Origin of the sequence: Anaerofustis stercorihominis (assembly GCF_005844425.1) — a bacterium.
In the GTDB taxonomy this organism is placed as follows: Bacteria; Bacillota; Clostridia; order Eubacteriales; family Anaerofustaceae; genus Anaerofustis; species Anaerofustis butyriciformans.
On sequence record NZ_SPHL01000025.1, the window covers coordinates 16,005 to 29,136 of the forward strand.

At 28.9% G+C, this 13,132-nt stretch carries 8 protein-coding genes and 1 pseudogene; all 9 read right to left on the reverse strand.

The genetic code is table 11. The features are described from left to right. Positions 1-50: 50 nt before the first annotated feature. Entirely contained in the window at positions 51-2,684 is a 2,634-nt protein-coding gene (ppdK, locus tag FGQ49_RS07200; protein ID WP_138269195.1) for a pyruvate, phosphate dikinase, read from the reverse strand. 86 nt (positions 2,685-2,770) lie between these two features. Continuing rightward, complete coding sequence (locus tag FGQ49_RS07205; protein WP_138269196.1) at positions 2,771-3,277, reverse strand: hypothetical protein; 507 nt, start codon at positions 3,275-3,277, stop codon at positions 2,771-2,773. A 165-nt stretch (positions 3,278-3,442) separates the two neighbouring features. Further along, complete coding sequence (locus tag FGQ49_RS07210; RefSeq protein WP_138269197.1) at positions 3,443-4,831, reverse strand: glycine--tRNA ligase; 1,389 nt, start codon at positions 4,829-4,831, stop codon at positions 3,443-3,445. Positions 4,832-4,862: 31 nt separating this feature from the next. Further along, positions 4,863-5,624 carry a DNA repair protein RecO gene (gene recO / locus FGQ49_RS07215; RefSeq protein WP_138269198.1) on the reverse strand — a complete coding sequence of 254 codons (762 nt, stop codon included), beginning with the start codon at positions 5,622-5,624 and terminating at the stop codon, positions 4,863-4,865. An 18-nt stretch (positions 5,625-5,642) separates the two neighbouring features. Further along, complete coding sequence (locus FGQ49_RS07220) at positions 5,643-7,082, reverse strand: TrkH family potassium uptake protein (RefSeq protein WP_138269199.1); 1,440 nt, start codon at positions 7,080-7,082, stop codon at positions 5,643-5,645. Positions 7,083-7,107: 25 nt separating this feature from the next. Beyond that, positions 7,108-8,466, reverse strand: coding sequence for a Trk system potassium transporter TrkA (gene trkA / locus FGQ49_RS07225; protein ID WP_138269200.1), 1,359 nt, complete (start codon positions 8,464-8,466; stop codon positions 7,108-7,110). 44 nt (positions 8,467-8,510) lie between these two features. Next, the gene (locus FGQ49_RS07230; protein WP_138269201.1) at positions 8,511-10,901 is read right to left on the reverse strand and encodes an endonuclease MutS2; all 2,391 of its coding nucleotides are present in this window, start codon (positions 10,899-10,901) and stop codon (positions 8,511-8,513) included. A 2-nt stretch (positions 10,902-10,903) separates the two neighbouring features. Next, positions 10,904-12,409, reverse strand: coding sequence for a serine hydrolase (locus FGQ49_RS07235; RefSeq protein ID WP_138269202.1), 1,506 nt, complete (start codon positions 12,407-12,409; stop codon positions 10,904-10,906). A 23-nt stretch (positions 12,410-12,432) separates the two neighbouring features. After that, a pseudogene (locus FGQ49_RS10380) lies at positions 12,433-13,132 on the reverse strand (insulinase family protein); the annotation flags it as partial.

The window sequence follows — 13,132 nt, forward strand, 5'->3', positions numbered from 1 at the left end:
TATTTAACCTTCAAAAAAAAGGCACTTATAAAAGTGCCTTTTAGTAATTTTTATTTCTTAGAATTTTTTATTCTAGCTTGAGCAGCAGCAAGTCTTGCAATTGGAACCCTGAATGGAGAACATGATACATAATCAAGTCCTACACTGTCAAAGAATTCAATACTTGCAGGATCCCCACCTTGTTCACCACAAACACCACAGTGAATATCTGGATTAACTTCTCTGCCTTTCTTAACCGCCATATCAACAAGTTGACCAACACCTTCAGTATCAATTGTTGCAAATGGGTCTTTAGGGAAAATACCTTTTTCAATATATTCTTTAATATAAACCCCGGCATCATCTCTACTAAATCCATATGTCATTTGTGTTAAGTCATTTGTACCAAATGAGTAGAATTCCGCAACTTTTGCAAGTTGATCTGAAGTTAATGCAGCTCTTGGTATTTCAATCATAGTACCAACTTTGTAATCAATTTTAATTCCTGTTTCTTTAAATATATCATTTACAGTTTCTCTTATTCTGTCAACTACATATTTAAGTTCTAAATAACTACCTGCTAAAGGTACCATAATTTCAGGAGTAATATCTAAATTATCTTCTTGTTTTGCTTCGATTGCAGCCATTATGATAGCTCTTGTTTGCATATTTGCAATTTCAGGATATGTTACAGCAAGTCTACAACCTCTATGACCAAGCATTGGGTTAAGTTCATGAAGTTCGTTTACTCTTGCTTTTAATTCTTCAAAAGTTAATCCCATGTCTTTTGCAAGTTGCTTAATATCTTCATCTTCTTTAGGAAGGAATTCATGTAGTGGTGGATCAAGAAGTCTGATAACAACTGGTTTTCCACCCATTGCTTTAAATAGACCTTTAAAATCATTCTTTTGCATTGGTAGAATTTCAGCTAATGCATCTTCTCTTTGAATTAATGTTTTAGCACAAATCATTTTTCTAAAAGCAAAAATTCTATCAGCTTCAAAGAACATATGCTCTGTTCTGCATAATCCGATACCTTCTGCACCATAATTAGCAGCAACAGTTGCATCTTTTACTGTATCTGCATTTGTTCTTATTTTAAGTCTTCTTATTTCATCAGCCCATTCCATTACTTTATTAAAGTCATCTGATAAAACAGCATCTACAGTTTTAATCTTTCCTTCGTATACATTACCTGTTGAACCGTTTATTGATAAATAATATCCTTCATAGAATATTTTACCGCCTATTTCAACATATTTTTCTTCTTCGTTAACATGAGCAGCTTCACAACCGGCTACACAGCATTTACCCATACCTCTGGCAACAACGGCAGCATGAGAAGTCATACCTCCTGTAGCAGTTAAAATACCATTTGCAGAGTTCATACCTTCAATATCTTCAGGTGAAGTTTCTTTTCTAACAAGTAATACTTCTTCTCCTCTTTCTTTTGCTTCAACAGCATCTTCTGCAGAGAAGTAAATTTTACCACAACCGGCACCCGGAGAAGCAGGAAGACCTTTTGTCAAAGGAATAGCTTTTGCTAACTCATCAGTATCGAAACCTTTATGTAACAATTGATTTAATGTTGAAGGTTCAAGTCTTAAGATAGCTTCTTCTTTTGTAATTAAACCTTCTTCAACCATATCAACCGCAACTTTTAATGAAGCTTGAGCAGTTCTCTTTCCTGCACGTGTTTGAAGTAAGTATAATTTACCCTCTTCAATTGTAAATTCAATATCTTGCATATCTTTGTAATGATTTTCCAAAAGTTTACATGCACTGATAAACTCATCATAAACTGAAGGCATTACATCTTTTAAAGTATCAATATGTTGAGGTGTTCTAATACCGGCAACAACATCTTCACCTTGAGCATTCATCAAGAACTCACCAAAAATTTTATTTTCACCTGTTGCAGGGTTTCTTGTAAATGCAACCCCTGTTCCTGATGTTTGTCCCATATTACCGTAAACCATTGATTGAACGTTTACAGCAGTACCAATACGATTTGGTATATCATTTAATTTTCTATAAGCAATAGCTCTTGGGTTGTTCCATGATTTGAAAATAGCTTCAACAGCAGCCATTAATTGTTCTTTAGGATCATCTGGGAATTCATATCCTTTTTGATCTAAGAATAATTCTTTGTATTGTTTTACAACTTGTTTTAAATCAAAGGTTGTAAGTTCGGTATCATATTTGTATCCCTGTTGTTTTTTCCTTGTTGTAAGAATATCTTCAAATAAATTTCTATTCATTCCAAGTGCAACATCACAAAACATTTGTATAAAACGTCTATAACTATCATATGCAAATCTTTCGTTTCCTGTTTTCCTTGCTAAAGCTTCAACTGTTCTGTCGTTTAAACCTAAGTTTAATATTGTATCAAGCATTCCAGGCATTGATATCTTTGCTCCAGAACGAACTGAAACCAACAATGGATTTTCAACCCCGCCAAACTGTTTTCCTGTTATTTGTTCAAGTTCAGCTAATTTTTCATAAATTTGGTTGATAATTTCTTTATCAATTTCACAACCGGTTTTGTAATAATCTATACAAGCCTCTGTTGTGATTGTAATACCTTGAGGTACAGGTAAACCTATACTTGTCATTTCTGCCAAGTTTGCTCCTTTACCACCTAGTAAATCTCTTTGGCTTGCATTTCCTTCTTTAAAGGCATAAACAAATTTTTTAGCACACATTTTAACCATCCTCCTCAATAAATGTTTATGACATTACACAGTAAAAAACTGTAATATTTATAATAAGCTGTAAAACAGCATATTAACTAGTTTTTATATTGAACTTCAAATCCTTCATAAGATGGAAGTCTTTTTTCATGAAATCTTTTTAAAATTTCTCTTGCTTCATATGCAATAACACCATTTTGTTTTTTATGTCTTGCAAAATATCTTAAATTTTCCAAAGCTTCATTTGTATTAAAACCTGTTCTAAGACAAATAACACTTGCTGAATATTTAAGCTCATAACTGCCGTTTTTACATTGCTCTAATAAAAATTCTTTATATTTATCAAAATCTTCCAACATAATATCAATTATAATCATAATATCTTTATTGGTAATGTTTGCATCAACGATACGTTTTTGTTCTAAACATCTTGCTCTGTAATCTATTTTTTCTTTAAAAAGTTCAAGTATATCTCCTTCTGCTTCTATTTGCTCTCTAGTCATAGGCTCAATAGTTTTTTTCTTTTCAATTTTTTTTCTAAGCCTTAACTGTTTTTTTTCTTCTTTTTCTCTGTTATGCATGTTGATAATATCTTTTAATGACATACTTTTCTCCTTTAAATATATAATTTAAACTTTTACATTAATTATTAATATTATTTTACTATATTTTTTAAACAATTACAATACGAATACCCCATAAAAAAAATATTACACTTGCCATGTTTATATAATCATCACGACAAATGTAATATTTATTAAGGTTATTAATTAAAACATAACTTTTTCGCTAATATATTTAACTAAATCTTCAATCTTTATTCTTTCTTGTTCCATTGAATCTCTGTCCCTTACAGTAACAGCACCATCTTCTAATGTATCAAAGTCTATTGTAACACAGTAAGGAGTACCGATTTCATCTTGTCTACGATATCTTTTACCAATATTACCGGCTTCATCATAATCAACCATAAAATATTTAGAAAGCTCAGCATATACTTCAGTTGCTTTTTCAGATAATTTCTTTGTTAATGGAAGTACTGCTACCTTATAAGGAGCCAAATAAGGATGTAATTTAAATACGTTTCTGGTTGTATTATCTTCTAAAGTTTCTTCTACATAACAATCACAAAGAAGTGTAAAGAATAATCTACCTGCTCCAACACTCGGCTCAATACAATATGGATGGAATTTTTCATTTGTTATAGGATCAACATATTTCATATCTTTACCTGAGAATTCTTCATGTGATCTTAAATCGAAATCAGTTCTGTCTGCTATTCCCCAAAGTTCACCCCATCCAAAAGGATATTCATATTCTATATCTGTTGTAGCATTTGAATAATGAGATAATTGTTCTTTTGCATGATCTCTGAATCTTATGTTTTCTTTATTAATTCCAAGAGAAACTAAGAAATCAAAACAATATTGTCTCCAGTATTCAAACCATTTCATTTCGTCTTTTGGTTCACAGAAAAATTCAAGTTCCATTTGTTCAAATTCTCTTGTTCTAAAAATAAAGTTACCAGGTGTAATTTCATTTCTAAAAGACTTACCAATTTGTCCTATACCAAAAGGTAATTTTTTTCTTGTTGATCTTTGAACGTTTTTAAAGTTTATAAAAATACCCTGACAAGTTTCCGGTCTTAGATAAATTGTATTAACACTGTCTTCAGTTACACCTTGGAAAGTTTTAAACATTAAGTTAAATTGTCTTATTTTTGTAAAATCGTGTTTACCGCAATTTGGACATACTATATTGTTTTCTTCAATATAATTTTCCATTTTTTCATTGCTCCATCCATCAGCATTTGCATCAAGACCTTTTTTTTCTAAATCATCTTCAATTAATTTATCAGCTCTAAAACGAGATTTACAATTTTTACAATCCATTAAAGGATCATTAAAGTTTTTAAGATGACCGCTTGCTTCCCAAACTTTTGGATTAACCAAAATAGCACTGTCAAGCGCAACATTGTAAGGTGATTCTTGAATAAATTTTTTAAACCATGCATTTTTAACATTATTTAAAATAAGTGTTCCGACAGGACCATAATCAAAACTATTTGCAAGTCCTTCATAAATTTCAGAACCTGGGAATATTATTCCTCTCATTTTTGTAATACTTATTATTTCATTTAAACTAAGCCTTCTTGTCATTTCTTCCTCCATTTTTTATTTATTGCATATATTAATTTAATTCTATCATATCTGATAAAAATTTAAAACTATTTGTTTTCTTTTGAAGATTATAAGTTATATAATTATTCAAAATTACAATTATATTGTTACATTCCTTTAAAGAAATATTTTTAAAATCAACTTTTTTAATATCCTTTAAGTTTATATAAGTAAGTTCATTGATTAAATTTATTTGTTTTAAAGTTAATTTATTTGATGAAAAATACTTTGTTGTGCATTTTTTGCAAGACAACATACTGCTTTCAAAATCAAGGTAGTAATCACTGCTTTTTGCATCACCGCATATGTTACAATATTTAAAATCAGGAATAATCCCTGAAATACCAAGCAGCTTTAACATAAACATAAGAGCTACAAAAGATATATTTTCTATTTTACATTTTTGAATTAAATCCAAAGTATAAAATAAAAGATTAAAAGTTATTTCTTCTTCCATTTTATCTTCATAAAATATATCAATAAGCTCACAAATATAACTTGCAAAAGAAAGTCTTTCAAGATCTGTTTGTATTCCCGGAAAACTTTTTATATAATCAGCACTTTTTAATGTATAAAAATTTTTCCCTGGATATAATACAAAATAACTATAAGAAAACGTACTTGTTTGGGCTATTACCTTACTTCTTTTTGAAGCAGCGTTTTTTGCCATAACGCTTATTTTACCTCTTTCTTTTGTAAAAACAGTAAGTATCCTATCATTATCCGAATATTTTATATTTTTTATAACTATACCATGATATTCTCTTAACATAAACCCCTCTTAGAAAAACTATTTTTTCCATGTTCCCGGAGCAAATAAAATTAAAAGTGGAAACAATTCAAGTCTTCCTGCTATCATATCAAATGATAATACCAATTTTGAAAAATCTGATAAAAATCCATAATTTGTTGCAGGACCAACAAGGTTTAATCCGGGACCTATATTATTCATTGTAGCTGCAACAGCACTAAAGTTCGTTGCAAAATCATAATTATTTAAAGATATAAGTAATAATGATACCGTAAAAATTATCGTATAAATGAATAAATATGCACAAACATTATGGAATGTTTTCTTTTCTATTTTCTTTCCATCCATTTTCATTATTTTTACTCTTCTCGGATGAATAAGCATTGAAAGTTCATTAAAAGCATCTTTACATAAAATAATAAATCTGCTTACTTTTATACCTCCTCCGGTACTTCCTGCACATGCTCCTATAAACATTAAAATTAAAAGTATCGTTTTTGAAAGCTGTGGCCATAAATTAAAATTCACACTTGAAAAACCTGTTGTAGTCATTATACTTGCAACCTGAAAAAGTGAATGATGAAAAGCCATCCATATTGAAGAATAATCTCCTCTAATATTAAAAGCTATTACAATAGTTGCAAGAGCAATTATGGCTAAATAACATCTTACTTCTTCATTTTTAAACGCTCTTGTTATTTTTTTCCCAAGTATTAAAAAATAAATATTAAAATTTACTCCAAAAAGTATCATAAAAATAGAAATGACAAATTGACAATATGTATTATACAAACTCATTCCGGCATTACTCATTGAAAAACCACCGGTACCTGCAGTTGCCATGGAATTTAAAATGGCATCAAATAAAGGCATTTTCCCAATAATCAAAAGAATAACTTCTATAACCGTTAATCCAAAATATATACCATATAAAATCATAGGAGTACTTCTTAATTTAGGCATTAATTTACCTACCATAGGACCGGGAGATTCTGCTCTCATAAGATGCATATTTTGTCCCCCTCCTATCAAAGGTATAACGGCTATTATAAAGACTAAAACTCCCATTCCTCCAAGCCAATGCATAAAAGAACGCCAAAACAATGTACATTTACTCAAAGCATCCACATCGGCAACAACACTTGCCCCTGTAGTAGTAAAACCCGAAGAACTTTCAAAAAGAGCATCAAAAAAAACTGGTATTTCTCCGCTTAAAATAAAAGGCATTGCACCTATTAATGCTATTATAATCCAACTAAGAGCAACAATCGCATATCCTTCTTTTGCATATATCACCTGATTTTTAGGCTTTTTATATATTAATAATAGACCTATTATAAAACTAATCAATGAAATGATAATAAAAGAATATCCTGTTGTTTCTTTATAAATTAAAGCAACCAAAGTTGGAAGAAGTAAAACTATACCCATCAAAATAAAAACCCAACCTGTAATATGCTTTATCATTCCCTTATTCATATTAAATCTCCAAATCTAAATATAATTAATTTCTTACTATATCTGTTAAATCTCTTAATTTCTTATGTGTTGTTACAATTATTACACTGTCCCCGACTTCAATAGTATCAGAACCGGAAGGAATAATTAAATTACCATTTCTGCTTATACTTGCAACCAATAAATTATCTTTAAGCTCAAGTTCCTGTAGTTTTATACCCGTAATAAATGATTCTTCTTTTACACTAAATTCCAATGCCTCAACCTGTCCTCCGACAATTTTATACACTGATTCTACATTACTGCTTAAAGAATTCTGCATTGCTCTTACATATTGAATAATATATTCACTTGTAATATATTTAGGCTCTATTACACTGCCAATATCCATTTTGCTAATTATATTATCAAAAGATAATTTATTTATTTTTGTAATAATTTTAGCATTAGATACACTTGCCGCATATAAAGATAAAATAATATTTTCCTCATCTAAACCCGTTAGTGAAGCAAAAGAATCAACGGTGGCAAGACCTTCTTCAAGTAAAAATTCTTTATCCAAGCCATCTCCGCAAAGAATTGTTGCATTTGGAACAATATCACTTAATTCTTCACATCTTTCTGCATCCATTTCTACAATTTTTACAGAAATATTACTCGAAATTAAGAATTTTGCGAGATAAACCGCAATTTTTCCACCACCAACTAAAATTGCAGTTCTTCCCTTTTCAACGTTAATATCAAAAACTTTAAACATTTTCATTGCATCAGCAGGTTTTGATAATATATATATTTTATCTAAATTTTTCAGCATAAAATCACCGGATGGAATATAAACATCATCATCACGCTCAATTACACAAATTTGAAAATTACTTTTATCTTTTACATTAATATCTTTTATAAGTTTACCGTCTAATTTTGATTTTTCAGGAATTTTTAATTTATATAATTCAACTCCACCTTTTGTAAATCTGTTAATTTCAATTGCTCCGGGATATCTAATAAGCCTTGAAATTTCATTTGCCGCTGTAAGTTCCGGATTAATACAAAGTGATAATCCTAAATCATCTTTTACAATATGAATATCTTCCGCATATTCAGGATTTCTAACTCTTGCAATTGTATTTTTTGCGCCTGCTTTCTTTGCAATTAAACAACAATATAAGTTTACTTCATCTAAACTTGTAACAGCAATAAGTAAATCACAATTCTCAATTCCTGCTTCATTTAAAATGCTATTTGTTGCGCCATTACCTTCAACAGTCATTATATCAATTTTATTACTTAAAGTTTCAAGTTTATCAGCTCTTCTGTCAACAACAACAATAGAGTGACCTTCATCATGCAAATGTTCTGCAATAGTACTTCCTACTTTACCACAACCAACAATTATAATATTCATAGTTAATTCCTTTTCTTTATTTATTATTATATGTTAAATATATTTTATTTTAATGTTACAACAGTAGCACCATCTCCACCTTCACCTATATCACCAAGTCTGTATTTTTTTACATATGGATGATTTTTTAGTAGTTCACTAACGGCTTTTTTTAGTACCCCGGTACCTTTCCCATGAATTATTGTAACAAGTTTTAAGTTTGCTAAATATGCATCATCTAAATATTTTTCCACTTTTAAAATAGCATCATCAGCATACATTCCTCTTAAATCCAAACTTGTTTTTATAGTTTTCGCTTTTGTATTTGAATATTTAATTACTGATTTTTGTAACTGTTCTTTTTCTCTTTTTGAAGGCTCTATTTTAGAAATTGGAATTTTTGTTTTTATTATACCAGCTTGAATAAACACATTATTTTTATTATCAAATCCAAGTATTGTCGCATATTGATCCAAACTTTTTATATATACTTCCTGTCCAGCTTTGAAATCCTCTTTTTTGTTTTGTTTGTTCTCTTGTTTCTTTATTTCATGAGAAGGAATATAAGAATTTAAAAGTTCTTCTTTTTCTTTTATTTGGTTTTTAATTTTATCAATATCTTTTTTATATTTATCATTATTAGCATTAACATTTTTTGGAATGCTAATTCTATTTAATTTGTTTATAATTTCTTTAGACTCTCTTTTTGCATCTGCAATAATATCTTTTGCTTTTAAAGAAGCATCAAGCATAATTTTTGACTTATTGTTTTCTATATATTCTTTTTCTTTTGTTAACTCATTATTTAACTTCTCATTTTCAGCTAACAATTTTTCAACTTCATTTTTTTCTTTTTCAACTAAAGCTGTTTTGTCATTAAGTTCTTTTATAAGCTGTTCGATATCTCTATTTTCTTTTTTTATATTTTTCTTAGCTTTTTCAATTATTGAAATATCAAGTCCAAGTTTTTTAGAAATTTCAAATGCATTGGATTTACCTGGAATACCAAGTATTAATTTATATGTTGGAGATAAAGTTTCAACATCAAATTCAACGCTTGCATTCATTACATCCTTTTTAGTTATGGCATATTCCTTTATTTCACTATAATGAGTTGTTGCAAAAACTTTTGCCCCGATATTTTTAAGTCTGTCTATTATTGCAACGGCAAGAGCAGAACCTTCCACAGGATCTGTGCCGGCTCCTAATTCATCTATTAAAACAAGTGTTTTATCATTTGAAGAATTAACAATATCAACTATATTTGTCATATGAGAAGAAAAAGTACTTAAGCTTTGAGCAATACTTTGCTTATCTCCTATATCAGCAAAAATATTTTCAAAAATCGGTAGACAACTATTTTCATTTGCAGGAATAAAAAGTCCACACTGCATTAAAAGTGAACATAAGCCAACTGTTTTCAAAGTAACCGTTTTCCCGCCTGTATTTGGACCCGTAATTATCAAAGCTTTAAAATCTTTATTTAAAACAATGTTTGAAGGTACAACTTTGTTTATATCTATGAGAGGATGTCTGGCTTTTTTCAAATCAATCGTGTTATCTTCACTTATAATAGGTTTACTGTATTCGTTTTTTATACAAAAATCTGCTTTAGCATTTAAAACATCTAAATATAAAAGAATATTTTCGTTAAATTTTAAACTGTTTGCATTTTCTTTTACCTTTAATGATAAAATTTTTAAAATAGTTTCAATTTCTTTTTGCTCACTTATTTCGAGTTCTTTTAGCTTGTTGTTTAAATTAACAACTGCTTCAGGTTCTATAAATAAAGTTGCCCCACTTTGAGATGTATCATGAACAATACCTCTAACCTCACCTTTATATTCAGATTTTACAGGAACAACATATCTTGAATATCTTATAGTTACAATATTTTCACTTAAGTATTTTTGATACTTATTTGAATTTATAATACTGTTTAATTTCTCTCTTATTTTATTATTTGTATTCTTTATATTTCTTCTAATATCATAAAGAGTACTGCTGGCTTTATCACTTATGGTTTCACTGTCTATTATTATTCTATCAATTTCTTTTTGAAGATAAGATAAATCTTCAATGTTATTAGCATAATCTTCCAATGTAGGATAAGTATCTTCTTGCGACAAATTAGATAAAATATGTTTTTTTACCAAAGTAGCACATTTTATGCTTTTTGAAATATTTATAAAATCATCATTTATAAGTATTCCGTCTTTAGATGCCCTTGATATAATATCTTTATTAACCTTATATCCATAAATAGGAAGCAATGAAAAAGAAAGAGAAAATTTAACAAGTTCATCAAGTTCATTTAATTTATCAGAAATTAAATAAATATTATCTGTTGGCAATAAACTTAAAATTTCTTCTTTTGCATTATCGCTGTAAGCATGTTCACTTATTAGTGAAATTATTTTATTAAATTCTAAAGCTTTAAAAGTTTTATCATTCATTTCTATCTTCTTCTTTTACCTTTTTTATAAACTTTTTTTGTAATTGGGCGTCTTTTTTGAGGTTTATTTTTTTTTGCGATTTTAATTTTTTTACCTTTTGAATTATAAGCAGGTCTTGGTCTTACACTTTGTGAGCCATAGGCTTTTATTTCATTTTGAAGTCTTCTTCTTCTTGTTTTTTTTCTTTTTTCTATTCTCTTTTTTGTTCTGTGTTTTGAAGAAATAACAAGAGCCATAACAATAAGACAAGCTAAAGCTATAAATATAAGCGCATTTGTAATAAATATATCAAAAGCTGACCTCATGTTTACGTCACTTTTAGAAAATGCAGGAACACTTTTAAAAAGTTTATTATTGAAATAAACGTTAATATTTCCTATATTGTCATCCTCATGTATGGAATTTACAAGTTCTAATTCCTCTCCTGCTGTTTTCTTCAAATAATCTTCATTTGGTGAAAATTCTATTCTAAAATTTTCCTCTGTTGAATTTTTATTTGAATAAACATAAATATCATCATTGACTTTAACTTTTAACTCACCTGTTTCTCCAAGAGCCAGGTTTTGCACCGTGTATTTATAAAGCGTTTTATCTTTTTCTTCTATTAAAAGTTTTTTTGTTTCCGTATTACCATATTTTAAAAGATCTTTCGCATATGTAAACTGTTCTTTTGTAGAAGATGCATGAAGTACGGCGGCATAGTATTTTACACCTTGTGCATTTTCACTGGAAACAATTACGCATCTTCCGGCCTGAGATGTATATCCGGTTTTATCCCCTTTTGCGAGACTGTAAAAATAATCGCTGGATTTAACTATTATATAATTATGCCCTGACCACCTATGAGTTGTTTTATTGGTAGTTGTTTCATAATATGTAGAATTAACAACTCTATTATAAAAATCGTTATTATCAGCATATGCAGCAACTAAAGCCATATCATGAGCAGTAGAATAATGATTGCTATCGTGAAAACCATGAGGATTAGTAAAATGAGTATCATTCATTCCAAGTTCTTTTGCTTTTTTATTCATTGCATCAACAAAAATATCATAAGCTTTCTTTTTTGTTGTTTTCTCTCCGTTAATAACATTACCAACATTACACGCAAGAACGATTGCGGCATCATTACCGGAAGGAATCATTAAACCGTATAGCAAATCTTCATATGATAAGACTTCACCTTTTATTAAATCAGATACAGAGCTACCGGCAGGAAGCCAATCAAGTTCGCTTCCTACGGTAACTTCTTCATCTAAATTTTTTACATAATCCAAAGTAACAGCCGCTGTCATAATTTTGGTAGTGCTGGCTGGGTACATTTTTTTATTTCCATTATAATTATATAGTTCACTTTGGGTTGAATCTTCATATAAATACAGCCCTAAACTCGAACTTTTTTTTACGGTAGGCGCAGCTGCATTTATACTTGAACTAAAATTAAATATTAATATAAAAGTCATTAAAAAGCTTAAAATAACTCTTTTTAATCTTCTTTTGTTTTGCATATTGCATCCTTTCGATTATTAGTCTAAAACAGTGTTATTTCATTATCAAATAAGTCTTTACACTCATTTATTTTTGCTTTATTTCCGGCAACACACTTAACCGAATTTTTAATTACCTCGTCAAACATTTTAGCATGTTTAATTAAATCTTCTTTTTTAGTCGTTAATACTTCTTTTCTTCTTTTCTTTATATCTTCGTAAGTATCCAATGTATATACTCTTGAAACGTACTCTCTTATTTTTCCATATACTGTTAAAGGAATATCCATATCAGATATTGTTCCAATTATAAGTTTATTTACATCTTCATCGGTTAAATCAAGATTATTTATACATTCAAAAAGATTTTTATATACATCATAGGTTCTTTTTACATTTGGATCTCTATATGAAACTAGTCCTAAATTACCATATTTATCAATTTGAATAAATGAACCGTATGCTCCGCCCATAACTCTTACATTATTCCATAAATATTCAGTCGATAAATATTTCTTTAATACAAGCATTGAACCTTCATATTCATAACCTAAATTTTTATATAAATACCCTTGCCCTACATAATTAACAAGTGAAGGCATTATAATAGAAGTATTTTCTTTGTTTTCTTCATAGTCAAATTTAATTAATGTTTCAGATGAACTTTCATATTTATTAATGAATTCTTTAGCTTTTTGAATACTTGTTTGTTTATCTTCTTTGCTTACAGTTATAATTAACAAC

Excerpts from the sequence above, each read along its gene's own strand:
- ppdK (WP_138269195.1), bottom strand. The coding sequence starts at position 2,684 with ATGTGTGCTAAAAAATTTGTTTATGCCTTTAAAGAAGGAAATGCAAGC.
- FGQ49_RS07205 (WP_138269196.1), bottom strand. The coding sequence starts at position 3,277 with ATGTCATTAAAAGATATTATCAACATGCATAACAGAGAAAAAGAAGAA.
- FGQ49_RS07210 (WP_138269197.1), bottom strand. The coding sequence starts at position 4,831 with ATGACAAGAAGGCTTAGTTTAAATGAAATAATAAGTATTACAAAAATG.
- recO (WP_138269198.1), bottom strand. The coding sequence starts at position 5,624 with ATGTTAAGAGAATATCATGGTATAGTTATAAAAAATATAAAATATTCG.
- FGQ49_RS07220 (WP_138269199.1), bottom strand. The coding sequence starts at position 7,082 with ATGAATAAGGGAATGATAAAGCATATTACAGGTTGGGTTTTTATTTTG.
- trkA (WP_138269200.1), bottom strand. The coding sequence starts at position 8,466 with ATGAATATTATAATTGTTGGTTGTGGTAAAGTAGGAAGTACTATTGCA.
- FGQ49_RS07230 (WP_138269201.1), bottom strand. The coding sequence starts at position 10,901 with ATGAATGATAAAACTTTTAAAGCTTTAGAATTTAATAAAATAATTTCA.
- FGQ49_RS07235 (WP_138269202.1), bottom strand. The coding sequence starts at position 12,409 with ATGCAAAACAAAAGAAGATTAAAAAGAGTTATTTTAAGCTTTTTAATG.